We start from the raw sequence: 24,467 nt of genomic DNA on the forward strand, positions 1-24,467 counted from the left end.
TATCAAAGTAATTTTTATCCGAATCTTCCTGTTATATAGTCTTCCGTTTGCTTGATAGCCGGTTTTGTAAAAATCGTTTTTGTTTTATCGACCTCAATCAACTCACCCATATAGAAAAAGGCAGTAGTATCACTTACACGACCTGCTTGTTGCATATTATGTGTTACTATAACGATCGTATACTTATTTTTAAGCTCGTAAATAAGTTCTTCAATTTTTGAAGTGGAAATTGGATCTAATGCTGATGTTGGCTCATCCATCAATAAGATAGAAGGCTTTATTGCTAAAGCACGAGCGATACATAACCGTTGTTGTTGTCCTCCAGAAAGTTCAAAAGCTGATTTTTTTAGTTTGTCTTTTACCTCATCCCAAAGCGCCACTTGTTCAATAGTAGTAACAACGCGCTCTTCAATTTCATTTTTATCAGTAATCCCATTCACACGCAAACCATAGGCTACATTCTCATAAATAGTCTTTGGAAATGGATTTGGTTTTTGAAAAACCATCCCTACGTTTTTACGCAAAGCATCAACATTCGTGTTTTTTCCGTAAATATCTACACCATCAATAATAATACTTCCTGTCATTTTAGTACCATCTATGAGATCGTTCATTCTGTTCAATAAACGCAGATACGTTGATTTACCACATCCTGACGGTCCAATTAATGCTGTAACGGTATTTTCTTTCATCGATAAAGAAATGTCGCGCAAAGCATGGTTTTCTCCGTAATAAAAATTTACGTTGTTTGATTGTATTTTTTGCATGTTATCCCTTTAATTTTATTCTTTAATTCAGTTATTCTAATGTAATACCATTATCCCATTCATCCCTTATATAAAAAGACTACTTTGACGTAGCAAATGGTCTTAATTCATTTTTACTTTTTTCCCGTAATACTTACGAAGTGCATTCGCCAATAAATTGGAAATTAATACAATAATAATCAATATAAGTGCTGTACCATAGGCCATCGCTCTTGATTTTTCAATATCAGTACCGCTAGTCGCAATCACATATAAATGATAAGGTAACGCCATCGCCTGATCAAAAATAGAAGTTGGCAATTTAGGTAAAAAATAGGCAGCAACGGTAAATAAAATAGGAGCCGTCTCTCCGGAAACTCTTCCTACGGATAATATTAATCCGGTAATGATATTAGGAAATGCGATTGGGAATACAATTTTACTCGTCGTTTCCCACTTGCTGGCTCCCAGCCCAAAGCTAGCTTGTCTAAATGTATCGTCAACGGCTTTCAATGATTCCTCCGTTGTTCTGATGATAACCGGAAGCACTAATAAACCTAAAGTTAATCCACCCGCTAAAATTGAATCTCCAAATTCTAACTTATTCACAAATAATGACATTCCAAAAAGCCCAAACACAATGGATGGAACTCCAGCAAGATTATTTGTCATTTGCTTAATTATTTTTTTTGGCCAGCCGTCTTTCACATATTCACTCATGTAAATGGCGGCTAATACACCAACAGGGAAAGCAAATATCATACTCGCCAAAACCAAACAGAGTGTTCCAACAATAGCAGGAAAAATACCCCCTTCAGTCATTCCGTTTTTTGGCATAGCGCTGATGAATTCCCAGCTAATAACTCCAATACCCTTCGTTACTATAAAAGCTAATATTACAAATAAAAGTCCTACAATGGCATAACTTGTAGCGGTAAAAATCCCAAAGGCAATTTTTTGACTTCTCCTTTTTTTGTTGGCTAATTTATTTTCAGTACTCATTTTAATGTTTTTTATGGGAGTTTCTATTGGTCACTAATTCTACTAACATATTGATCCCAAAAGTAATTATGAATAGAATACAACCCAATGCAAATAGGGCTTCATAATGCAAACCTCCGTTTGGAGCCTCACCTAATTCCGCTGCAATAGTGGCAGGAATTGTTCGAACAGGCGCTAAAAAGGAATGAGGTATAACAGCAGCATTTCCAGTCACCATTAATACGGCCATGGTTTCACCAATGGCACGACCTATTCCTAAAATGGCACCGGCTGTTATACCAGATGCAGAATATGGAATTACCACCTTGTAAATCGTTTGCCAGTGGGATGCCCCTAAAGCCAAACTAGCTTCTTTCATGGCACGTGGCGTATTGCGCATTGCATCCTCTGAGATAGTAATAATCGTAGGCAAAGCCATGATTGCAAGCACCACACTTCCCGCTAAAGCAGTTTCACCAACCGGTAAACCAAAAAGACTTTGAATTAAAGGCACAATAACTACCAATCCAAAAAAACCATAAACAACGGACGGGATTCCAGCCAAAAGTTCGATAAGCGGTTTTAATAAATTACGGGTTCTTTTCTTTGCAATTTCACTTAAATAGATGGCTGCCGCCAAAGCGATAGGCAAAGCCAATAGAATAGCCCCAAAACTCACCCATAATGTACCATAAATTAAAGGCTTAACACCCATTTGAGCGACAGGTTCTGCGGTAGGAAACCATTCTTCACCGGATAAGAATTTATAAACAGTAATTTTGTTAATATCTAACTCTTTTCCTTTAAACTCTTTATTTACATACTTATCTGAGAAAAACGCAATAATCCCTGGCGTTTTAGCCATAAGATCATTTATTTTATCGGGAAAATTAACAAAATTTTCACCAAGCTCTTCTTCTGTATAGTAATCAGTTATATCTCCTGTTCTAAACAAAACGATAGGCTCGTCTTTCCCACCAAGTTCACTCCAATTTTTAATTTTTTGATCAAAAATATCTTTAATTTGTGACGGCTCTAATCTACTTACTGGATTTGACTCATTTACTGCCAATAAAAAACCCTTATCAATAGGTTTTTTGGTAAAAACCCCAGCACCTTCTATAAATAGAAAAAAGACAATTAAAATTACTGTGATACTAGTAGCGGCGCTACTTAACATCAAAATACCTTCAATCACCTTCTCTTTAATCTGTTTAAAATTTGTTTTCAAAAGAGTGTTTTTTATTTTTAGCAAAATTACACCAGCCAAAGGTCCTGAATGTATCCGCATCGTTAACCTTATGTTAACTTAATGTTAAGCGATCCGTGCGGCTCGAAATTATAACTCGATTATAAATAAAGAAAGGTTGCCTCTAATGAGGCAACCTTTCTCCGAATTAAAAATTAATCTTTATTAATTCAATGGAATGTAACCAACTTCTGCAACAATTTTTTGTCCCTCAGCAGAAAGTGCATAGTCCACAACTGTTTTTACTTTAGCAGCATTTTTCTTATCAAACATGTAGAACAATGGTCTAGATATTGGATATGACTTATCCTTAGCGCTAGCTACAGACGGCTCAATAAAAGTTTTTCCTTGGTCATAAGACACAGCCAATTGTTTTACTTCTTTAGTTTCGTATGCCAATCCGATATAACCTATAGCTCCTTTAGTTTGCCCTACTGCCTGAACAATTGCTCCAGTTGCAGGTAAGTTCAAGATATCTGTTGCATAGTTTTTCTTGTCCATAACCTCATCTTTAAAGAACTCATAAGTCCCAGATGAAGACTCTCTTGAATAAGCAACTATTTTTTCGTCAGCACCACCCACTTCTTTCCAGTTTTTGATTGCTCCAGTAAAGATTTGCTCTAACTGCTCACGAGTTAATTTAGAAACCTTGTTTGCTGGATTAACAATTACTGTTAATGCGTCATATGCAATTATAACTTGCTCAATTTCCACTTTTTCATCTGCAAATTTCATTTTTTCTTCCGTCTTCAAATCTCTTGAAGCCATCGCGATATCAGTAGTACCGTCAATCATTGCAGTTATACCTACACCTGAACCACCACCTACAACAGTAACACTTACGCCAGAGTTTGTTTTCATCAATTCTTCAGCTTCTTTTTGTGCCAGAGGCAAAACAGTATCGCTTCCTTTGATAGTTACAGACACTTCAGTAGTAGCAGCTTCTGTTCCTTTATCTTCAGTTTTTGCTTTACCACAACTCAACATACCTATTAAAGGTAAGATTAAAAATAATTTTGATGTTTTCATTTTATGTTTTTTTATTTGATTTAAAATTTTTACAAAAGTATAATCCCAATGTTAACTAAATGTTATGTGAGTGTTATACAATTTGCTATTGTCCAATAATTATATTCCGATTTCAACCTGCACTCGTGCATACCAATTCCCAGAAGTGTTTCCCGTATAAAATTTTTCTTCCTCATATGAAATTTCAGTCTGAACTTTCAATTTGTGATCAAAAATATATTTAGACAAACTGATCGCGTATTCATTCACATCAGGGCTGATTTTCTCTATATCAGCACCCACTCTCTGCACAGAATATCTTCCCGCTAATGAATATTTTGAAGGAAATACATAACTCAATTGAGTATCAATACCATGACCTACAAAAACCGCTTGTTTTTTAGTAATATCCAAAGGATTAACTGTAATTGCATTGTCAGTCGCTCTAGACATATATGATGACATAGCTGTCCATCCGTTGTATTTAAACATGGCATCCAAAAATACCGATTGTAATGTTCTGGTTTCAAAAAGGTCATTCCCTAATTGGCCTTGAGATCTTTTCGCATTGTTATTTTGACTAAAAGCACCGGAAATCATTAATTTCGGCGTTTTCTCCCTCAACAAATCTCCTTCAAAATGAGATCCATTTCTAGTGAATGCCCCCAAAGGAAACAATTCAACTTTTCCTGTTAAGGCGATACCATCATTTACGCTACTTGTGTAATTTCTTCCTTCACCTTTAGTGACAGCTCCCTTTAAAGCATAGGAAAAATGATCAGCATCTTGTCTCGAGTAATCCAAGAACAGTCCAAAATCACGATCGATATTAAATTTTGAGTTGTTTATCGTACGATCAGTAAACTCCAAAGATCCCGAAGAAATAACCCTTTGATTATTTCCAGGTAACTTAGTTTGTCCAAATCCGATTACCCAGTTTTTTGTAGGCTTATAAAAAAGAACTCCGTCAAGAATTACATTTCCGTTATTTCCAGACACTGCCATATCTCTCGCAGAAAAACCTAATTCCACTTTGTATCCAAATTTAGGATCGTAAACAAAACCATCCAACTTTAATCTCATTCTTCTGATTTCACCTTCTACAACTCCAGATTTATTTTCGTCTTTTTGAAACCCTGCTCTACTTTGAACCCTGAAACCTATATTCATTTGAAACAAGCTGTCTTTAGCCGTAAAGCCAAGTCCCTTTTTAGATATAAGATAAGCTGCATCCGATCCCTTATTTTCAGTCAATTTTTTCTCAACTGATGCTTCTTGAGCTGATACAATACAAGTAAGCATTAGCGCGATACTCAATAAAAATTTTTTCATTTTAATAATTTGTTGTTATTGTGTTATTCCGGTGCAAAATTAATGTTAAGAAAGCTTTTTACTGTTACGAAAAGGTTAACAAAACAATAAATTAAAGCAATCAAAATACCTAAACTACTAATTATTATAAGTTTATAAATAAATCCCATCTTTTTCATAAAATAAATAGAGGACATTTTAAATTAGATCTTTTAGAAATAAAAAAAACATCAAATACTCATCATGAGCCTCTGATGTTTTTTGTATTGTTGAGTTGTATATTTTCAAAAATTAAACTGAGCTTGTAACCTCAATAAATTTTCCTGTTGACTGTTGTTCTTAAGTGCACTATCCTCAAAAGTTACGTCAGCCATAACTCAAGTTGCAGTGAATTTATATGCTTTATAAGGCTGCCATTCTAAACCTACTTCATAATCTCTTACCGTGTAGCTTCTGTCGTCTTTTTAAAATTTCTTACCGCCATCATAGTACTGAAATTTAGCAAATGGATAGAGTAATTGATTTTTTGCCAAATCCCATTTATAGTTTAAGGTAAAATAACCTCCTTCTAATTTTCCGATTCAATTGCTTTTTCTTTTTACATAAGCATTTCATATCCGGTATAAATCAATATGCCCCGAAAACGTAAATCATCCAATGAAATTTTTTGAGTAAGGCAACGCCAGCGAAAATAAGGCCAGATTGCATCATCAATCCTCCAATGATTCCCCAAAACAAAATTTTATGCTGATGAATCTCTGGTATTTTAAACAAGCAAAAAATAAAACGAACACAAAAATATTATCTACACTTAGTGCTTTCTCTATAACATAACCCGCAAGAAACTCTACTGCTTTTACCTCTCCATGCCTATAATACATAGTTTTACTAAAACACATTGCCAACATTATCTACACTGCCGTCAAGATCAACGCTTCTATAATACTTATTTCATGTGCTTTTCGACTAAAAACCCCTAAATCCAATGCCAACATGAATAAAACAAACACATTAAATTAAATCCAATCCAGAAACTCAAATCAGTTTGCATATAATAGATTGCTTAATTTAAAAAACGCACTATAAGTATACAATTTTCGTGAAAAACACAAACATAACTACCTAATAATCAACAAAAATAAATCTAAAAAAAACCAAACCGTTTTACTTAAATACATGAAAAACATAAAGTGCTTTTTTCGATTCAAATTGCAAATAGGAGTTGAACAGAATAGTTTAGTGTTAGATCAACCTATATAATTTAAACCTCTAATTTCCGACACCCTTACTTTTATCCTTAATCCATTTAAATGACGTTTCAATAATTCTTTCTTTTTCGTTTTGAATAAAATTCAAATAAGCAGTTGCTACCGGCGAAAACTTCTTGCCTTTTAACCAAATTAAATTCCAATTTGATTTAATTGGCAACCCTTTTACTGGAACAATCTGCAAACTACCGTTGTTAAGCTCGTTCTTCACTCCGATTAAAGGCATAATAGAACAACCTAATCCAGCCAAAACAGCTTGTTTTACTGCTTCATTTCCTGTAAGCTCCACCTTTTTTGGGACAATCAGATTATTGTTTTCGATAAACTTTTCCATAACATAACGTGTTCCCGAACCTTCCTCACGATAAATAACCGCTAATTCTTCTAAAATAGAAACCTTATAAATATCTTTTTCGTAAGCTTGTTCTGCATTTACCATCATATATAGTTCATTGGGCAACAATTCTACTGTATTAATTTGCACGGATTCTGGCAATACCGAAACTAAAGAAAAGTCCACCTCGTTATGCTCTAAACTTTCTAAAACTTGTTTCTTATTGGTCACATCCAAAATTAAATCTACTCCGGGATTCTGTTTTAAAAAATCAGCGAGAAAATAAGGCATCACGTATTTACCAGTAGATACAATGGAAATCTTTAAGCGCCCACTTAGTTCTCCTTTGTAAGCCAAGGTCTTATAGTTAATCGCCTCGACTTCATTTAAAACTTTCTCGGCAGCGATGGCAATTTCCTCACCAAAATCTGTCACATATAGCTTTCTACCAATAACCTCCGTTAATGGAAATTCAAATTGATCCTGAAAATTCTTTAATTGTATAGAAACTGCCGGTTGAGTAAGATGTAACTCTACAGCTGCCTTAGTAATACTCTTATTCTGAGCTACTTTAAGAAAAACATACAATTGATGCAAAGTATAGTTCATAAATTATTTTTATGTATTCCATTACAAATATAAATAAAAACATATGAATTAGCAATTCTACATTTGCAAAAAAATAAAACAATGGAAAAAGAAAAAGACTACCAATTCAAATTAGTAGAAGGGCAATACTCGCCGCTAGAGGCAAAAAAAATTCTATTAGCTTTAATAAACAGTAAAATCAACTTTCATCAGTTAGAAAATTTTAGTAACGAGATCCGATTTAGCGAGAGCACCGCTCATTCCAAAAGCAGAGTTGAGTTGCTTACCATTGCTGCAAAAAACATAACAGACTTAATAGCTTACTCCATTCCAAACGATATGGAGTTTAAAATAGAAGGAACTATCCAGATATCCCTTGTCCCTGCAAAAAAATTAGAATCCATAGCTTAAAAATTTAAAAAAACATGGCTTTAATCAGCACTTCATCTCGCGATGCCGCAGCACTTTTGAATCAGAATGAAATTGTCGCCATTCCAACGGAAACGGTTTACGGATTAGCTGGAAATGCTTACAGCGAAAAGGCTCTTAAAAAGATTTTCGAACTAAAAAAAAGACCTTTTTACAACCCACTTATAGTTCATATCAAATCGGGCGCTGATCTGAATCAGATTGCATCTGAAATTCCCGAACAAGCAAAATTATTAGCGGATGTATTTTGGCCAGGTCCACTAACCTTAGTATTAAAAAGGCAACACACAATTCCGGATTTAGTTACTGCAGGAAAAGACACTGTTGCCGTTCGCGTTCCTAATCACCCAGTAACATTAGCTCTTTTGGAACAATTGAACTTTCCACTGGCTGCTCCAAGCGCAAATCCCTTTGGCTCCATCAGCCCAACGAAAGCGGAACATGTAGCTAACTATTTTGCAACATCTTCACTGACCGTTTTAGAGGGTGGCGAATGCCGCAGCGGAATAGAATCTACGATAATTGGTTTTGAGGATGAATCAGCTGTTTTATATCGATTAGGCTCCATAACCATTGAAGAAATTGAAGCTGTTATTGGCTCGCTAAAAATAAAAACACACAAAGGAGAAGCGCCATTAGCTCCTGGAATGCTCTCAAAACATTATGCGCCTAAAACGACAACCGTATTAACAGAAACCATTTCTCAAGCACTGGTATTATTTGCTACAAAAAGAATAGGACTGTTAACCTACCAAGATCATTTTGAGAATAAAAACATAGTAGCAAATGAGATTTTATCCCCTACCGGAGATTTAACGGAAGCCGCATCCCAGTTATACAATGCATTACATAAACTCGATCAATTAGAGCTTGATGTAATTATCGCCGAAAGATTTCCTGATCATGGTTTGGGAAGAACCATTAACGACAGACTTGAAAGGGCTACAAAAAAATAAATTATTCTAAAACCAAACAATGAACTTCGATTTACTACTTGAAAATATCACGAATCCAGCCTTACTATTCTTTTTACTCGGTATTATCGCTGTACGACTAAAAAGTGATTTAGAAATCCCAGAAAATTCATCTAAATTCATCTCACTTTATCTTCTTTTTTCAATTGGCTTTAAGGGAGGACAAGAATTGTCACACAGTCATTTTACACTTGACATCATCTGGTCAGTTGCATTCGGAGTTCTAATCGCAGTCATAATCCCACTTTATAGTTTTTTCATTCTTAAAAAACATTTTAGTATCGACAATTCAGGCGCCATTGCTGCAGCTTATGGCTCTGTTAGTGCTGTTACATTCGTAACCGCAATTACTTTCTTAGAAATGCAAAACTATACTTTTAGCGGTCACATGGTCGCCGTTATGGCACTAATGGAAGCTCCGGCAATTATAGTTGGAGTGATTTTAATTCGACTATTCAGTAAAAATGATGTTCAAAGCACCAAAATGAGTTCCCTTATCAAGCATTCATTTACCAATGGCAGTGTGTTGTTAATCACAGGAAGTTTAATTATTGGTTTTTTAGCCAGTGATCAACAAGCCTTAGGCATCAAGCCTTTTACAACAGATATGTTCAAAGGGTTTCTAGCGATATTTTTACTTGATATGGGAATTGTAAGCGGTCGAAAATTAAACGATTTTTTAAAAAGCGGATGGTTCAGCTTCCTATTTGCAATCATCATCCCATTGATAAACGGTATTGTCGTTGCATACCTAAGTCATTTTATAACAGATGATATCGGTAACCGATTTATTTTTGCGGTCTTGGCTTCGAGTGCGTCATACATTGCGGTCCCCGCCGCCATGAAAATCGCAGTTCCAAAGGCAAATCCTGGAATATTTCTGCCTATGGCATTGGCAATTACCTTTCCTTTTAATATAACATTTGGAATGCCTATTTATCTTTCCATAGTCTTATGTAGTTAGTACCGCTTATGTATTCAATATAGTCCAATAAAAAATTAGAGTATTTTCATACTATAGCGGCATTATACCAGAAAATTTAAAACTAAACAGTAAGTATAATTGTTATTGTTATTCCAAGTAGGAACATTAAAAAAACGAACAGTTCAACTAAAGATCAAAGGCTGTTTCTATAAAATTAGAAACAGCCCTTTCGTGCTTATTTATTGTTTTTTTGCAACCGTAAAAGAAAATTCTGAACCTACACCAAATTCGCTCTCAACGTATATTTTTTCTTTGTGAGCTTCGATGATATGTTTTACAATTGCTAATCCCAATCCCGAACCCCCTTCTGAACGGGAGCCACTTTTATTTACCCGATAAAAACGCTCAAAAAGTCTGTTGATATTTTGCTTCTCTATTCCTTCTCCATTATCACTAATACGGATTAGTACCTTCTCTTTTGTCAAATTAACCACGGCAACCTCAGTCGCCCCGCCAGTTTTCCCGTATTTTATTGAATTAACAAGAAGGTTTTCAATGATTTGCTGAATTCTGTCTCTGTCTCCTCTCACATAATTAGGTAAGAGATGGTAGTTCTCAAACGAAAGCGTAATTTTCTTTTTTTCTGCCTTCATTTCCAATAGGTCAAAAACGTTCTGAATTAATTCAACAATATCAAATTCTGAAATATCTAAATTCAAATCCCCTACTTCAAGTTTGGTTATCATGTCTAAATCGTTTACAATGTAGATCAACCGTTCCACTCCCTTTTCGGCACGTTTTAAGTATTTTTTTCTAATTACTTTATCTTCCATTGCCCCATCCAACAAAGTGGATATGTACCCTTGCACAGTAAATAATGGGGTCTTCAGTTCATGTGAAACATTTCCTAAGAATTCTCTCCTGTATTCTTCTCGAACTTGCAACATTTCAATTTCCAGTTTTTTATCAGTCGCAAATTTCTTTACCTCCCTAGTCAGGGTTTCCATATCTGTCGTAATCGGTTGATTTATGAATGTACTTGATTGTAACAGCGAAACATCATCATAGATTTTTTTTACACGTCTGTATATAAAACGCTCTACTCGATACTGTAAAACAATAAATGAAAAAAGATACACTATTAACATGAAAACAAAACCAAATAAATACAGACTACGGAAATGTAACTTGAACATATTAGATGCCAGCAGCATAACAAATCCCGTTGAAAAAAGACTGATATACAATGCTGATTTTACGGCAAACTTATAGGTTTTTTTAAAACTTATTTTCATTTTTTAGTGCGTACGTTGTCTATTTAATCTAGTCTTACAAAGAAGACCCTATCCCACTTTTACAAACAACTTTTATTATATTTAATTTAAACCTCAAATTTATAACCAACCCCTTTAATAGTTTTAAAAAAATCTTCGCCTATTTTTTCTCGGAGCTTTCTAATATGAACATCAATAGTTCTTCCCCCTACAACTACTTCGTTTCCCCAAACTTTATCAAGAATCTCATCACGCTTAAATACTTTTCCTGGTTTAGACGCTAACAAATAAAACAACTCAAATTCTTTTCTGGGTAGTCCAATTTCGATATTATCCTTTACTATTTTATATTCTTCGCGATTTATTTCTATCCCACCTACATTTAAAGTTCCATTGTCTTGCTCACTCTCTTTCAAGCGACGTAACAATGCTTTCACTTTACTGACCAATAGTTTTGGCTTTATCGGTTTTGTGATATAGTCATCAGCTCCGGCATCAAATCCCGCAACTTGCGAATAATCTTCGCTTCTTGCAGTCAAGAAAGTAATAATCACATTACTTAACTCCGCAATTTTCCTGATATTTTCACAAGCTTCCATTCCATCCATTTCAGGCATCATCACATCCATTATGATCAAATCTGGCAATTCCTTTTTAGCTTTAGCAACCGCTTCTTTTCCATTCGCCGCCGTGAAAATTTGATATCCTTCCTGGGTGAGGTTATAACCTACAATTTCTAAAATGTCCGGTTCGTCATCAACTAGTAAAATCTTGGTATGTTTCTTTTTCATATTTGGCAAATTTACGTTTGCATTGGTAAATGTAATAATAAATGAATAGCAAAAAGGCAGTATTAACTGTAATTTGATTTGGTAACCTTTTAGTAATGCTTAACACACATAATGGTAACCTCACAGTAACGCAGAGTTTACAAAGACGCCATTACTTTGCAAAAAATTAAACAAACTATGAAATTTAAACTATTCATTTTAACGCTTTTTATCAGCACCCTTGCTTTCTCTCAAAATAAAGGTACTGTTTCCGGGGTCATAACTGATAAAGATTATAACAACGAAACATTACCTTTTGCAAACGTATTATTAAAAGGAACACAAATAAATGGCACAACTGACATTGATGGTAAATACTCACTTAATGCTCCTGCAGGAAGCTATGTAATACAGTATAGTTTTATTGGTTACGAATCAGCAGAGGTTACTATTATAGTAAAGAGTGGAGAGACAATAACACTAAGCAAAGCATTAGGCGCGTCCAGTTACAAACTAGATGATGTAGTTATTACTACAATCGTAAACAAGCAAAAAGAAACCGCCTTGTTAATGGATCAGAAAAATGCGGTTGAAATAAAACAAAGCATTGGTTCACAAGAATTAGCTAGAAAAGGAGTTAGTGATGTTGCTACTGCAGTGACTAAAATAAGCGGTGTTTCTAAACAAGAAGGTTCAGGAAGTGTTTTTGTAAGAGGTTTAGGAGACCGTTATAATGTGACCACTTTAAACGGATTGCCTTTACCGTCTAACAACCCTAAAAACAAGAACATACTTTTGGATATTTTCTCTACAGATATTGTTGAATCTGTAGGAATCAGCAAAACATTTGAATCACAAAACTATGCTGATTTTGGAGGAGCAAACGTGGATATTGTATCAAAGAAAATGACAGGCTCTCCATTTATTCAAATTGGTGTAGGTGTAGGTACGAACACAAACGTAGCTAAACTTGATAATTTTTACTTGCAAGACGGCCCTTCTTACTTTGGTTTCAATAAAACAAATGCTCCAAGCAATCCTTTACTACCGTACAACTATAATAATAGCTGGGACAGACAAGAAAGAAAAAACACTTTAAATAATAATATTTCTTTATCTGCAGGAAAAAAATTCAATGTCGGCGCAAACAGCACTATTAGTGCTTTCATAACTGCTGGATTTGATGCTGAAAACAAATATAACGAAGGGATCTATAGAACAACCATCACTGCACAAGGTGCTGCCAATACTGATCTCTTTAGAAAATCGTATCAATTCAATACTAATTCTACCGTAATGGGTACCGCAGATTACAAAATCAATAGAAATAACTCTATTTTGTTTACTACTTTATTTTTAAACTCTACTTCACAAGATTACAGTGAGTACGAAGGGTTTGATATTGAGTTCTCAGGTTTAGACCAAATTGGTTTTATAAAACGCGGAACTTTCGATAAAACACAATTAATTGTAAACCAATTATTAGGTAAGCACAAATACAATGAAAGAACCACAGCAAATTGGAGTCTTGGATACAGTATACTGGACAACACTATTCCAGATCGTATGCAAAATACTTTTGTCCCCTCAAATGATGGATCTACAGATTATACTTTTTTCAAAAACTCAAGCATAAACAATCACCGTTATTACCAAGGTTTAACTGAAAAAGAATGGTCAGCAAATATTTCAGGTTCGTATAATTTTGCTAAAACAAATGAAGAGGAATTCAAAGGTAAAGCTACACTAGGATACTCTGGTAAGATGAAAACCGTTGACTTTAATTCTGAACAGTACTCCTTTTTTCCCGAAACTAATAAAACGCTTTTTCCAAAAGATGGATTTAACAATACTGATTTGTACTTAAATGATACCAATTTTGATTTAGCAAATGGCGACAGTTCTAGCAAACTTTCTCAACTATATAATGGCGATTTAAACATTCATGCCGTTTACGGAAATGCACAATACAATTTTACTGATAGATTATCAGTGATTTTAGGAGGTAGATTTGAACAAATAGAGCAATATGTTTATTACGTGAGTTTGGATGCACCAGACGGAACTGGAAATACTTACGCGCCAGTGAAGTTTTTGCCTAGCATAATCGCTAAATACAAATTAAATGACAAGCAAAACTTAAAATTTGCAGCTAGTAATACCTATACTCTACCGCAATTTAAAGAAAAAGTAAAAATCCTTTTTCAAGAAGTAGGACAAAGTTATGAAGGTAACAATAAACTTTACGCTTCAACAAACTACAATGCTGATTTAAGTTGGGAATTATATCCTAGTAACGACGAAATTCTTTCGGTAACTGCTTTCGGAAAATTAATCCAAAACCCAATCAATGAAATGTTTACCAATTCCTCTTCTGGAAACATTACTTGGGCAAACACAGGTGATAAAGCAGTAGTAGCTGGAATCGAGTTAGAATTTAGAAAAAATATTTTTGAAATTAGCGATGAAACCAATTTAAAAGAGAAATTAACTTTCGGCTTTAACGGATCCTATATGTATCAGGACATGGATTTAAGTAATGCTAAAGTTTTAAATGAAAACGGGTTCGGTGCTAATTTTACTTACAAAAACTCAAAATTATCAGGAGCTGCTGACTTTTTAGCAAATGCAGATATGTCTTATACAAAAGAATTTAAAAACGACAAAAACATTACTGCAACGGTAACTTATGCCTATGTTTCTGATAAATTAGCTGTAATAGGAACTTCAGAAAGAGGAAACTTAATAGACAAATCAATTGGTAGATTAGACTTTATTCTAAAATCTAACTTAACTAAAAAATTAAACATAGGATTGTCATATAAAAACATCTTAAATCCAGTTTATGAAAGATTCACTGATCAAAGCAGCGCACCATTAATTAAAACTGCTGATGTATTAGCAAGTTCTTATAAAATTGGATCTAACTTAAGTTTGTCTTTGAATTATAAGTTCTAGCACCAACTTTATATTACATTAAAAAGAGGTAGCTGATGATGATCAACTACCTCTTTTTTATTACTATATAAGACGTGTAAATTTAATGTTAATTGTATTGAAAGTCATAGAAGAATTCTTAACAGCATCGTAATAATCGCTTAACCTGATAAAAACAGTAAACCTGTTTCTTTGTAGTGTTAAAAAACATAAACAAAAATTAAACAAAAATGAAAAAATCAATTTTAGCAATTTTAACCGTAGTAACAATTGCATTTACAAGCTGTACAAGTGATAGTTCAGAAACAATCCCTGCAAATACTTTTGATTTAAAAGTAGACAATTTAAAAGGTGAAATAACAAACAAGGAGACTGTAACTTTAGATGCTACAAAAACGTATACATTAACTGGAGGATTAATCGTAAGATCTGGTTCTTCTTTAATTATTCCTGCTGGAACAACAATTAAATCTGATCCAACAGCTGATACAGAAATAGCTAAAACAATTTTCATCGCTGTAGAAAGAGGCGCTAAAATCTTTGTGAACGGTACTGCTGCTAAACCAGTAGTCATGACATCTGGCAAAGTAGCTCCTGCTGAAGGAAACTGGGGTGGTTTGATTATCTGTGGTGATGCAAAAGTAAACACAGGAGACAATGGAACATCTGAAGTAGGTGGATTATTATACGGAGGTAACAACAATGCGGATTCATCTGGAGAAATCAACTACTTGAAAATTTCTTACACAGGATCTAAATTTAGTGATAGCAAAGAATATAATGGCGTTTCTTTCTTTGGAGTAGGTAGTGGTACTAAAGTATCAAATATCTATACTTTTGAAAGTGGTGATGATGCTATTGAATTTTTTGGAGGTGCAGTAAATGCAAGTAACCTTGTATTAATTAACTCTTACGATGATTCATTAGATTTCGCAGATGGATACATTGGAACAATCACGAACCTTTACATCAGCGGTATTTCATTTGGTGGTGTTGAAGGATCAAACAATGGACAAAACGATATCGCTTTGCCAATGACAGATGCAAAAATCATAAATATTTCAATTGTAAAAGGAACAGCCACTAAATTTACAGCTTCTGAGAAAGCAATCAACTTCAAAGAAGGTGGTGGAAAACAAACTTATACAAACCTATTTGTTGATGGTATCGCTACGTTTGCTAAATTAGATTCAGGTACTGGTGCTACTGCAAGAATAGCAGCTGGAGACTTTAAAATAAACGGTGCAAATTTTGTAACTGCAAATAATACTACAGCAACATATGTAACAAATCAACTTGGTGCTGGTGCCGGTGCAACTCTACCTTCTTGGGCTGATTGGACTAAATAATTAATATACAGATACAACAGTATAACACCTCTCTTTTCAGGAGGTGTTTTTTTTCGGTATAGTACTTAATTTTTTTCGTATATTTACTTAACGAAATTAAGCTAATGGCAAAAAATTACTTTTATAGTGCAATCTTATTGGTTTTTTTCTTTTCCATGGGTCTTAGTGCTCAAGATATAAAGCAACAACCAAAACTACAAGAAACCTCCGTAATTGAAGGTTTAAACTTGTATCCGAATCCCGTGAGTAACGGGAAGGTATATATTTCCACAAAAAATGATTCAAATAAAGAAATAATTATTTTTGATCTTTTAGGAAAGAAAGTACTACAAACTTTAATTAGTTCAAAAGAACTAAATGTCTCAAGTCTAAATCCCGGCGTTTACATCATTAAGATTAATGAAGAGAATGCAACGGCTACCAGAAAACTTATTGTAAGGTAAGATTTACCTTCAAAAAATAACATAAAAAGCTCCAACTTCAATTGGGGCTTTTTTTATTTGAAATCGGAATGCCTTTTAATATCTGAAAGAGCTATTAAAATTTATACCTTTGCAAAAAAAATTCTTGATCACAGCCACTGATATATTTGCCATTTCTAGTCAAAAGCAATTTGAAAAAATAGCCTTAAAAGTATTTCGTTATCAACACGAAAGTAACTTGGTATACAGAGAATTTTGTGATCTCTTAAAAGTGGAACCCCAAAAAGTAAAAGCACTCGAACAGATTCCGTTTTTACCCATTCAATTTTTCAAAAGTCACGCTGTGGTTTCTAATACCAACGCGGTTCAAAAGACATTTACCAGCAGCGGAACAACCGGAACGATAACAAGCAAACACCTGGTAACAGACACTTCTATTTATGAAGAAAGTTACCAAAAAGGTTTTTCTCAGTTTTATGGCAATATAGAAGATTATGTAGTTTTGGCTTTACTACCGTCTTACTTGGAAAGAGAAGGGTCCTCCTTGATCTATATGGTCGAAGATTTGATTCAGCTGTCCAATCATGACGAAAGCGGTTTTTATTTGCACAATCACGACGAACTCATAAAGAAATTAACCGAATTAGACCAGTCCGGTCAAAACGTAATTCTGATTGGAGTTACTTTTGCCTTATTGGACCTAATCGAGAAACATCAGTTTCAATTGCAAAACACCATTATTATGGAAACCGGTGGTATGAAAGGCAGACGAAAAGAAATGATTCGAGAAGAACTGCATCAGCAACTTTGCAAAGGCTTTGGTGTGACAGCCATTCACTCTGAATACGGTATGACCGAATTGCTCTCACAAGCGTATTCCTTAGGAGACGGCGTATTTGAATGCCCTTCTTGGATCCAAATCCTCCTCCGCGACACCGAAGATGCACTAACCTATATTCCGCAAGGAAAAACAGGCGGAATCAATGTGATTGATCTAGCTAATATTAATTCCTGTTCTTTTATCGCCACGCAAGACCTAGGCAAAAAAAATCCCAACAACTCTTTCGAGGTATTGGGACGTTTTGATAATTCTGATATTCGCGGTTGTAATTTAATGATACTTTGAAGATTAACTGGTTATTTATTTAATTGATGATTCCAATTAACCAATTAAACCACTCTCACCACAAAATAATTTTTCTTACCACTTTGCAACAGCACAAACTGATCGTTAATTAAGTCTTTGGAAGAAAGAACAAAATCCTCTTTCACTTTTTCTTTATTAACCGAAATTGAATTCGCTGTAAGCGCACGTCTGGCTTCTCCATTCGATTTAAAAAACCCTGTCTTTTCATTCAAAAGGACTATAATATCAACTCCCGATTCCATTTCGTTTCTCGCAATTTCAGCTTGAGGCACACCATCAAAAACTTCCAAGAAAGTAGCTCCGTCCAATTGTTTCAGGTCTTCGGCTGTTGCATTTCCAAAGAGAATATTGGACGCTTTGATCGCTTTTTCTAGTTCTTCTTTCGAATGAACAAAAGTTGTTAACTCTTCAGCTAATATTTTTTGCAACGCCCTCATATGAGGAGCTGCCTTATGATCTTCGATCAAATTATCGATTGTTTGCTTGTCTAAAAACGTGAATATTTTAATGTATTTCTCTGCGTCCACATCAGTTGTGTTCATCCAAAACTGATAAAATTTATAAACCGAAGTTTTATCCGCCGTCAACCAAACATTTCCCCCTTCAGATTTCCCGAATTTTGTTCCGTCTGCTTTCGTGATCAAAGGACAAGTCATCGCGTAAGCTTTGGCTTCTTCGCCTACATTCATTCTTCGCACCAACTCAGTTCCGGTTGTGATATTTCCCCATTGGTCAGAACCTCCCATTTGCAACAAACAGTTGTATTCTTTATGCAAATGATAAAAATCGTACCCTTGAATTAATTGGTACGTAAACTCCGTAAAAGACATTCCTTCACCTTCACCTGCCAATCTCTTTTTGACAGAATCCTTGGCCATCATATAATTCACAGTAATGCGTTTACCCACGTCACGCGCAAAATTAATGAAGGATAAGTTTTTCATCCAGTCGTAATTATTAACAAGAATCGGAGCATTTATTTCCTTCGAATTAAAATCCAGAAAACGAGACAACACCGTTTTTATTCCCTCAACATTATGGTCCAATGTCGCTTCATCCAACAAGTTTCTCTCATCCGATTTTCCCGAAGGATCACCAATCATTCCAGTCGCTCCGCCAACTAATGCAATTGGTTTATGACCGAAATTTTTTAAATGAACCAAGAGTATGATGGGCACCAAACTCCCAATATGCAAAGAATCTGATGTTGGATCAAATCCTATATAGGTAGTGGTCATTTCTTTTTGAAGTTGTTCTTCGGTTCCAGGCATAATGTCATGCACCAATCCACGCCATTGTAATTCGGAAATAATATTTTTCATTTTCTAAAAATCAATTTTCACAAAGATAGTTTTAATTGCATAATTTGAAAATCAATCGGTCTAAAAATCCAACAATCTAATTATCTTTACAAAATGATTTTAGTAACAGGAGGAACCGGCTTAGTAGGCGCACATTTATTGCTGTATTTAATAGAATCCGAAAGTCTCGGAGTTGAGAAAATACGCGCGATTTATCGAAATTTAGAAACTATCGAAAAAACAAAAGCCCTGTTTCAACTTTACGACAAATCATCCTTATTTGATACAATAGAATGGATTCACGGTGATATTATTGATGTGCCTACATTGGAACATGCTTTTAAAGGGATTGATTACGTGTACCACAGTGCTGCCTTAATTTCATTTGACCCAAAGGACGAAGACATACTGCGCAAAACCAATATTGAAGGGACGGCCAACATCGTGAATTTTTGTCTAGCCAAAGGAGTGAAAAAATTATGTTACATCAGTTCGACGGCTGCATTGGGCGATTTAGCAGGAACTGAAACGATTATTACGGAAGAAACGGAATGGAATCCAGAAAAACCACATAGCGATTATGCTATTTCTAAATATGGCGCCGAAATGGAAATCTGGCGTGGTCAGCAAGAAGGGTTAGATGTCATAATTGTAAATCCGGGAATTATTATTGGCCCCGGTTTTCAAGACCAAGGAAGCGGCCTGCTATTTAAGAAAGTCGCCGACGGATTACGGTATTATACTCTTGGATTAGCAGCGTTCGTGACAGTTAGCGATGTAGCACGAATGGCGGTTCAATTGATGAAAAGCGATATTCGCAACGAACGTTTTATCCTAATTGCGCAGAACATAATGTTTCGAGATATACTGAACACTATCGCTGATACGTTGAAGGTAAAAAGACCTAGCCGTCACATAAAACCGTACGTAATGGAAATTGTATGGAGAGTGGATTGGGTTTTAGCGAACATTTTTCGTAAAAAAAGACAGTTAACTAGAGCTACGGCCAAAGCATCTTATTCTGAACATGAGTATTCAACTGAAAAAATAAAAACGGCATTAAAAACTGATTTCGTGGACATCCATCAGTACATCAAGGAAATTTTAAACTTATAAAATCCTTTACCTATTGAATCTGTAAAGTATCTTTCCTTTTTTTAAAAAGCTTCAGCTTTTTCAATAGTAAAGAATCTTTTTTTATGGGGGTAACCTTAATTCGTTTTATCGAATCAGCTTGTATCTTTGCTTGCTTTTTGTCCTCTCTTATCACCAATGAATCCAAGACTGTTTTTTTTTCGTCAATCCTTTGGATAAGCTTATCATACATGTCTTTATAGTCCGTATAATTAGAAGCGTAATAGATATTGCTTTGCGCAAATTGTGCACTGTCAACTTTATACTTTTTATAAATGTACTGAGATGGATTAATTTTATAAGTCTCTAATGATGTCGGATTTTGATACTTGATAGCATCTAAAATCGATAAATCATACATTACATCTATCATCTTATCTTTTGCTATAAGATCATCAGGCTTATCTACTGCCTCTTCTTTGCAGCTGATAAACCCGATTAAAAGAGTTAAAAGTAACAGTGTTTTTTTCATCTATTTTGTCTATTCTCGATCAAATAAGAGTCTTTTTCCTGGACGGATATTTTTTACTTTAAAAGCATTATAGACTAATTGCCCATTTACAAAAGTATGAGTGATTCTGGATTTGAAAGTAAACCCCTCAAATGGTGACCATCCGCATTTAGCAAATATATTCTCTTTCTTTACACTCCATGGCAAACCTGAATTCACAATCACTAAATCGGCATAATACCCTTCTCTAATAAAACCACGTTTTTCTATTTTGAAAATCTTGGCTGGATTATGGCACATTTTTTCCACAATTTTCTCAATACTGATTTTACCCTGATGAAAAGACTCAAACATCGCCACAACAGCATGTTGAACTAATGGCCCTCCAGCAGGCGCTTTTAGATAGGGTTGTTTTTTCTCTTCTAATGTATGTGGCGCATGATCCGTTGCAATCACATCGATTCTTCCATCTAATAAAGCTTCCCAAAGTACTTTTCGGTCATTTGCTGTTTTTACTGCCGGATTCCATTTTATCAGATTCCCTTTGGTGGCATAATCATCATTGGTAAACCATAAATGATGTATACAAACTTCGGCAGTTATTTTCTTTTGTTCCAACGGAATTTTGTTAGTGAACAAATCCATTTCTTTGGCAGTCGACAGATGAAAAACATGTAGACGTGCGCCTGTTTTTTTAGCAAGTGCGATTGCTCTTGAAGAGGAGATATAACAAGCCTCTTCACTTCGAATAAGGTGATGAACCGTAACGGGAACATCCTCTCCATATTCTGCCTTATATTTTTCTAAATTGCTTTTAATGGTGGCCTCATCTTCACAATGAACCGCAATAAGCATAGAGGTACTCGAAAATATTTTTTCTAAAGTAACTTCATTATCAACGAGCATATTACCTGTCGAAGAACCTAGAAATATTTTTATTCCGGCAACATTTTTAGGATTTGTTTTTAAAACTTCCTCCAAATTATCATTGGTCGCCCCCATCATAAACGAATAATTCGCATACGATTTCTCAGCGGCCAGCTGGTATTTTTCTTCTAAAATTTCTTGGGTAACCGCATTTGGAACCGTATTGGGCTGCTCGATAAAAGAAGTAATTCCCCCGGCAACTGCCGCTCTAGACTCTGATTCTATGTCCCCTTTATAAGTAAGACCCGGATCTCTAAAATGGACCTGGTCATCAATAACACCTGGCATTAAATAATTCCCCTCTGCATCTATAATCACACATTGAGATGACTTGGCGCTTATGCTTTCTGAAATCTCAACAATTAAGTCATTTTCAATTAAAACATCGCCTTCAAAAATCACCCCTTCATTTACTATTTTGGCATTCTTAATTAAAACCCTATTCATTGTACTTTTTATTATAAACTATTAAATATTTTTTTTAATCGTAGAGAAATCACCCCAAAAACAGCTTCAACAATTATTGAATTACTCATTTTTGATTCTCCCTTTGTTCTGTCTGTAAAAATTATTGGCACTTCGACAATATTGAATTTTTTACAAAAGGTTCTGTATTTCATTTCAATCTGAAACGCATAACCAACAAACCTTATTTTATTGAGGTCGACTCCTTCAAGCACCTCTCTTTTGTAACAGATAAAACCTGCTGTAGCATCATGAATTTTCATCCCCGTGATAATTCGAACATATACCGATGCAAAATACGACATCAACACCCGGTTTAATGGCCAATTGACCACATTAACTCCCGTAACATAACGTGAACCGATGGCTAAATCAGCATTCCCAAAATGACAGGCGTTGTATAATTTTTCCAAGTCATTCGGATTATGAGAAAAATCAGCATCCATTTCAAAAATGAACTCATACTTTTTTTCTAATGCCCACCTGAACCCATGAACATATGCTGTTCCCAGTCCCGATTTCTTTTTTCTATTTTCCAAGAATAAACGACCCTCAAATTGCGTTTGAAGTAACCTAACTTTATCTGCGGTTTGGTCTGGAGAATTATCGTCAACTATGAGGATATGAAATGTTTTATGCTGAGAAAGCACCGATCTGATTATGCTTTCGATATTTTCAATTTCGTTATAGGTAGGAATTATAACAATACAGTCACTCATATTTCTCGTAATTTCAACGCAAAAGTAACGTTTTTATGGCATTTGATTCATAATAAAATTATAATAAAAAGATTGATCTAAAAAATTAGTAATTTCGCCCAGCTATGATTGAACACCTACTTCACCCAAGAATAACAGAAAGCAAAGATTGGGCAACCATTTTATTTGTCTTGGCATTTGCTATTATTGCAATTACTAAATCCGTTTATGAAAATCGATTTGGCGATTTTATGAATTTGATCTTTTCAGATAAATATTCTAAGGTGTATCGTGATGGAAGTCATTTGAAAGGGAGTTTTACCATATCACTATTTTTTGTGCAAGTAATTTCCTTTGCGTTTTTTATCCAGCTTTCCCTAAGTTTTTTTGGCTTTGGCTCAAAGACGGACTTTATACTTTACATTCAGATTATTACTTTTTTGCTATTCTTTGTCTTATCTAAATATTTAATAGAAAAAATTATCGCTACCGCATTCCATATTGAGGAATTTGTAGAACAATTTAACCTTCAAAAGGTTACTTACAGAACCTACATTGGGTTATTTATCCTACCTATCAACATTATATTATTTTATTACGACACAATATCAAGAAATATTCCATTAATAATAATATATATAGTATTGTCAATCAACGTTTTAACTTATTTTATTTCAATAAAAAAATATCAACAACTAATATTCAGTAAGATGTTTTATTTTATTTTATATCTTTGCGCTCTCGAAATAGCCCCCTATTTTTTTATGTTTTTTATGTTTAAAAAAGGAGGCACTTAGAAAACGTTAAAATATGAAAGTGAAAACAATTTTGGTGTCACAACCCGAGCCTAAAGTAGAGAATTCTCCTTACTTTGAACTCCAACAGAAGCATAAAGTTAAAATTGATTTCAGGCCTTTTATTCATGTAGAAGGAGTTAATGCCAAAGAGATTAGACTTCAAAAAATCGATCTCAATCATTACACTGCAATTATTTTAACAAGTAGAAATTCCGTAGATCATTTTTTTAGAGTTGCCGAGGAAATGCGTTTCAAGGTACCTGAAGGAATGAAATATTTCTGTCAATCAGAAGCAGTATCCTTTTACTTGCAAAAATACGTTGTTTACAGAAAGCGTAAAATTTATGTAGGTCCCAAGGATTTTGCAGACTTATCTCCTTTGATAAAAAAATATAAAGACGAGAAATTTCTTTTGCCAGCATCAGATCAATTAAATGCAGATGCGACAACAACACTTAATGGATTAAAAGTAGACTGGACTCCAGCTATTTTTTACAAAACAGTGATGAGCGATCTAACTGATTTAGCAGATGTATATTATGATATTCTGGCCTTTTTTAGTCCAACTGGAATTAAGTCATTGTTTAGAAACTTTCCGGAGTTTAAACAAAACGATACCAGGATAGCAGTTTTTGGAAGCACCACTCACAAGGAAGCTTTGGACAATGGTTTAAGAATCGATATTCTGGCACCATCGCCAGATACCCCTTCTATGACAATGGCCTTAGAAAAATATATTCTTGAAGCTAATAAGGGAAAATAATTGTTGACTCGACTTCAAATAAAAATCACAAAAAACCATCTGTTCTACAGATGGTTTTTTTTTGTCTAGTTTCCACAAAATCAAGTTCCAGTTGCCTTTTAAAAAAAGCACCACAGTCTGCTGAATTTCTATTAATCCCGTCTTCTAAACTATAATTATCTCACTAAATAAGGCGTACATATCAAATTATTATTTGTTTTTGTTTAAATTTGGTTTTCA

Annotated in this window: 23 protein-coding genes; 10 read left to right on the forward strand and 13 right to left on the reverse strand. The window is 34.5% G+C overall.

All coding sequences use genetic code 11. From position 1 onward, the window contains the following. Positions 1-14: 14 nt before the first annotated feature. The 7 genes from pstB to CXF59_RS11205 all read right to left on the reverse strand — a co-directional run bounded on the left by pstB (position 15) and on the right by CXF59_RS11205 (position 7,506). Complete coding sequence (gene pstB / locus CXF59_RS11170) at positions 15-767, reverse strand: phosphate ABC transporter ATP-binding protein PstB (RefSeq protein ID WP_101137852.1); 753 nt, start codon at positions 765-767, stop codon at positions 15-17. A 102-nt stretch (positions 768-869) separates the two neighbouring features. Further along, the gene (gene pstA, locus CXF59_RS11175; RefSeq protein WP_101137853.1) at positions 870-1,748 is read right to left on the reverse strand and encodes a phosphate ABC transporter permease PstA; all 879 of its coding nucleotides are present in this window, start codon (positions 1,746-1,748) and stop codon (positions 870-872) included. Position 1,749: 1 nt separating this feature from the next. Then, complete coding sequence (gene pstC, locus CXF59_RS11180; RefSeq protein WP_232758835.1) at positions 1,750-2,958, reverse strand: phosphate ABC transporter permease subunit PstC; 1,209 nt, start codon at positions 2,956-2,958, stop codon at positions 1,750-1,752. A gap of 183 nt (positions 2,959-3,141) precedes the next feature. Beyond that, positions 3,142-4,005: a PstS family phosphate ABC transporter substrate-binding protein gene (locus tag CXF59_RS11185; protein WP_101137854.1), complete on the reverse strand. Its 864-nt coding sequence runs from the start codon at positions 4,003-4,005 to the stop codon at positions 3,142-3,144. 99 nt (positions 4,006-4,104) lie between these two features. Then, a complete protein-coding gene (locus tag CXF59_RS11190) occupies positions 4,105-5,316 on the reverse strand; it encodes a porin (protein WP_101137855.1) in 1,212 nt (403 codons plus the stop codon). Between the two features lie 606 nt (positions 5,317-5,922). Further along, positions 5,923-6,069 carry a hypothetical protein gene (locus CXF59_RS15775; protein ID WP_198554688.1) on the reverse strand — a complete coding sequence of 49 codons (147 nt, stop codon included), beginning with the start codon at positions 6,067-6,069 and terminating at the stop codon, positions 5,923-5,925. A 495-nt stretch (positions 6,070-6,564) separates the two neighbouring features. Then, positions 6,565-7,506 carry a LysR family transcriptional regulator gene (locus CXF59_RS11205; protein ID WP_101137856.1) on the reverse strand — a complete coding sequence of 314 codons (942 nt, stop codon included), beginning with the start codon at positions 7,504-7,506 and terminating at the stop codon, positions 6,565-6,567. A gap of 81 nt (positions 7,507-7,587) precedes the next feature. On the opposite strand from CXF59_RS11205, the gene CXF59_RS11210 reads away from it, so the two are divergent. The 3 genes from CXF59_RS11210 to CXF59_RS11220 are packed head-to-tail and all read left to right on the forward strand — an operon-like array spanning position 7,588 to position 9,852. Next, on the forward strand, positions 7,588-7,896 hold the full coding sequence (locus CXF59_RS11210) for a hypothetical protein (RefSeq protein ID WP_101137857.1): 309 nt from the start codon (positions 7,588-7,590) through the stop codon (positions 7,894-7,896). A gap of 14 nt (positions 7,897-7,910) precedes the next feature. Beyond that, positions 7,911-8,870 (forward strand): L-threonylcarbamoyladenylate synthase, encoded by a 960-nt coding sequence (locus CXF59_RS11215; RefSeq protein ID WP_101137858.1) that lies wholly within the window; start codon positions 7,911-7,913, stop codon positions 8,868-8,870. A 19-nt stretch (positions 8,871-8,889) separates the two neighbouring features. Then, positions 8,890-9,852, forward strand: a complete 963-nt coding sequence (locus tag CXF59_RS11220; RefSeq protein ID WP_101137859.1) for a sodium-dependent bicarbonate transport family permease — start codon at positions 8,890-8,892, stop codon at positions 9,850-9,852. 200 nt (positions 9,853-10,052) lie between these two features. Here CXF59_RS11220 and CXF59_RS11225 read toward each other — a convergent pair whose 3' ends face one another. Continuing rightward, positions 10,053-11,108, reverse strand: a complete 1,056-nt coding sequence (locus tag CXF59_RS11225; protein WP_101137860.1) for a cell wall metabolism sensor histidine kinase WalK — start codon at positions 11,106-11,108, stop codon at positions 10,053-10,055. 86 nt (positions 11,109-11,194) lie between these two features. After that, positions 11,195-11,878, reverse strand: coding sequence for a response regulator transcription factor (locus tag CXF59_RS11230; protein ID WP_101137861.1), 684 nt, complete (start codon positions 11,876-11,878; stop codon positions 11,195-11,197). Positions 11,879-12,055: 177 nt separating this feature from the next. Here CXF59_RS11230 and CXF59_RS11235 point away from each other — a divergent pair, with 177 nt between their 5' ends. The 4 genes from CXF59_RS11235 to CXF59_RS11250 all read left to right on the forward strand — a co-directional run bounded on the left by CXF59_RS11235 (position 12,056) and on the right by CXF59_RS11250 (position 17,691). After that, positions 12,056-14,815 (forward strand): TonB-dependent receptor, encoded by a 2,760-nt coding sequence (locus tag CXF59_RS11235; RefSeq protein ID WP_101137862.1) that lies wholly within the window; start codon positions 12,056-12,058, stop codon positions 14,813-14,815. Positions 14,816-15,024: 209 nt separating this feature from the next. Then, positions 15,025-16,143 (forward strand): hypothetical protein, encoded by a 1,119-nt coding sequence (locus CXF59_RS11240; protein ID WP_101137863.1) that lies wholly within the window; start codon positions 15,025-15,027, stop codon positions 16,141-16,143. A gap of 104 nt (positions 16,144-16,247) precedes the next feature. After that, positions 16,248-16,586: a T9SS type A sorting domain-containing protein gene (locus CXF59_RS11245; protein WP_101137864.1), complete on the forward strand. Its 339-nt coding sequence runs from the start codon at positions 16,248-16,250 to the stop codon at positions 16,584-16,586. Positions 16,587-16,710: 124 nt separating this feature from the next. Further along, positions 16,711-17,691, forward strand: a complete 981-nt coding sequence (locus CXF59_RS11250) for an acyl transferase (protein WP_101137865.1) — start codon at positions 16,711-16,713, stop codon at positions 17,689-17,691. Positions 17,692-17,735: 44 nt separating this feature from the next. Here CXF59_RS11250 and tyrS read toward each other — a convergent pair whose 3' ends face one another. After that, positions 17,736-19,034, reverse strand: coding sequence for a tyrosine--tRNA ligase (gene tyrS, locus CXF59_RS11255; protein ID WP_101137866.1), 1,299 nt, complete (start codon positions 19,032-19,034; stop codon positions 17,736-17,738). A 93-nt stretch (positions 19,035-19,127) separates the two neighbouring features. Between tyrS and CXF59_RS11260 the strand changes: the two genes are divergently transcribed. Continuing rightward, positions 19,128-20,129 (forward strand): NAD-dependent epimerase/dehydratase family protein, encoded by a 1,002-nt coding sequence (locus tag CXF59_RS11260; protein WP_101137867.1) that lies wholly within the window; start codon positions 19,128-19,130, stop codon positions 20,127-20,129. A gap of 10 nt (positions 20,130-20,139) precedes the next feature. On the opposite strand, the gene CXF59_RS11265 is transcribed toward CXF59_RS11260, so the two are convergent. Genes CXF59_RS11265 through CXF59_RS11275 form a run of 3 tightly spaced genes read right to left on the reverse strand, consistent with a single transcriptional unit; the run spans position 20,140 to position 22,709 of the window. Beyond that, on the reverse strand, positions 20,140-20,619 hold the full coding sequence (locus CXF59_RS11265) for a DUF4296 domain-containing protein (protein ID WP_101137868.1): 480 nt from the start codon (positions 20,617-20,619) through the stop codon (positions 20,140-20,142). Between the two features lie 9 nt (positions 20,620-20,628). Continuing rightward, positions 20,629-21,972, reverse strand: coding sequence for a dihydroorotase (locus CXF59_RS11270; RefSeq protein WP_101137869.1), 1,344 nt, complete (start codon positions 21,970-21,972; stop codon positions 20,629-20,631). Between the two features lie 11 nt (positions 21,973-21,983). Continuing rightward, positions 21,984-22,709 (reverse strand): polyprenol monophosphomannose synthase, encoded by a 726-nt coding sequence (locus CXF59_RS11275; protein ID WP_101137870.1) that lies wholly within the window; start codon positions 22,707-22,709, stop codon positions 21,984-21,986. A gap of 104 nt (positions 22,710-22,813) precedes the next feature. On the opposite strand from CXF59_RS11275, the gene CXF59_RS11280 reads away from it, so the two are divergent. Next, positions 22,814-23,485 (forward strand): DUF4271 domain-containing protein, encoded by a 672-nt coding sequence (locus CXF59_RS11280; RefSeq protein ID WP_101137871.1) that lies wholly within the window; start codon positions 22,814-22,816, stop codon positions 23,483-23,485. Between the two features lie 13 nt (positions 23,486-23,498). Next, positions 23,499-24,248 (forward strand): uroporphyrinogen-III synthase, encoded by a 750-nt coding sequence (locus CXF59_RS11285; RefSeq protein WP_101137872.1) that lies wholly within the window; start codon positions 23,499-23,501, stop codon positions 24,246-24,248. The last annotated feature ends 219 nt before the right edge of the window (positions 24,249-24,467 follow it).

This window comes from Flavobacterium sp. ALD4, from assembly GCF_002836475.1.
Lineage (GTDB): Bacteria > Bacteroidota > Bacteroidia > Flavobacteriales > Flavobacteriaceae > Flavobacterium.

What these genes read in the sequence shown, in the direction of transcription:
- pstB (WP_101137852.1), bottom strand. Translation starts at nt 767, where the DNA reads ATGCAAAAAATACAATCAAACAACGTAAATTTTTATTACGGAGAAAAC.
- pstA (WP_101137853.1), bottom strand. Translation starts at nt 1,748, where the DNA reads ATGAGTACTGAAAATAAATTAGCCAACAAAAAAAGGAGAAGTCAAAAA.
- CXF59_RS11185 (WP_101137854.1), bottom strand. Translation starts at nt 4,005, where the DNA reads ATGAAAACATCAAAATTATTTTTAATCTTACCTTTAATAGGTATGTTG.
- CXF59_RS11190 (WP_101137855.1), bottom strand. Translation starts at nt 5,316, where the DNA reads ATGAAAAAATTTTTATTGAGTATCGCGCTAATGCTTACTTGTATTGTA.
- CXF59_RS11205 (WP_101137856.1), bottom strand. Translation starts at nt 7,506, where the DNA reads ATGAACTATACTTTGCATCAATTGTATGTTTTTCTTAAAGTAGCTCAG.
- CXF59_RS11210 (WP_101137857.1), top strand. Translation starts at nt 7,588, where the DNA reads ATGGAAAAAGAAAAAGACTACCAATTCAAATTAGTAGAAGGGCAATAC.
- CXF59_RS11215 (WP_101137858.1), top strand. Translation starts at nt 7,911, where the DNA reads ATGGCTTTAATCAGCACTTCATCTCGCGATGCCGCAGCACTTTTGAAT.
- CXF59_RS11220 (WP_101137859.1), top strand. Translation starts at nt 8,890, where the DNA reads ATGAACTTCGATTTACTACTTGAAAATATCACGAATCCAGCCTTACTA.
- CXF59_RS11225 (WP_101137860.1), bottom strand. Translation starts at nt 11,108, where the DNA reads ATGAAAATAAGTTTTAAAAAAACCTATAAGTTTGCCGTAAAATCAGCA.
- CXF59_RS11230 (WP_101137861.1), bottom strand. Translation starts at nt 11,878, where the DNA reads ATGAAAAAGAAACATACCAAGATTTTACTAGTTGATGACGAACCGGAC.
- CXF59_RS11235 (WP_101137862.1), top strand. Translation starts at nt 12,056, where the DNA reads ATGAAATTTAAACTATTCATTTTAACGCTTTTTATCAGCACCCTTGCT.
- CXF59_RS11240 (WP_101137863.1), top strand. Translation starts at nt 15,025, where the DNA reads ATGAAAAAATCAATTTTAGCAATTTTAACCGTAGTAACAATTGCATTT.
- CXF59_RS11245 (WP_101137864.1), top strand. Translation starts at nt 16,248, where the DNA reads ATGGCAAAAAATTACTTTTATAGTGCAATCTTATTGGTTTTTTTCTTT.
- tyrS (WP_101137866.1), bottom strand. Translation starts at nt 19,034, where the DNA reads ATGAAAAATATTATTTCCGAATTACAATGGCGTGGATTGGTGCATGAC.
- CXF59_RS11260 (WP_101137867.1), top strand. Translation starts at nt 19,128, where the DNA reads ATGATTTTAGTAACAGGAGGAACCGGCTTAGTAGGCGCACATTTATTG.
- CXF59_RS11265 (WP_101137868.1), bottom strand. Translation starts at nt 20,619, where the DNA reads ATGAAAAAAACACTGTTACTTTTAACTCTTTTAATCGGGTTTATCAGC.
- CXF59_RS11270 (WP_101137869.1), bottom strand. Translation starts at nt 21,972, where the DNA reads ATGAATAGGGTTTTAATTAAGAATGCCAAAATAGTAAATGAAGGGGTG.
- CXF59_RS11275 (WP_101137870.1), bottom strand. Translation starts at nt 22,709, where the DNA reads ATGAGTGACTGTATTGTTATAATTCCTACCTATAACGAAATTGAAAAT.
- CXF59_RS11280 (WP_101137871.1), top strand. Translation starts at nt 22,814, where the DNA reads ATGATTGAACACCTACTTCACCCAAGAATAACAGAAAGCAAAGATTGG.
- CXF59_RS11285 (WP_101137872.1), top strand. Translation starts at nt 23,499, where the DNA reads ATGAAAGTGAAAACAATTTTGGTGTCACAACCCGAGCCTAAAGTAGAG.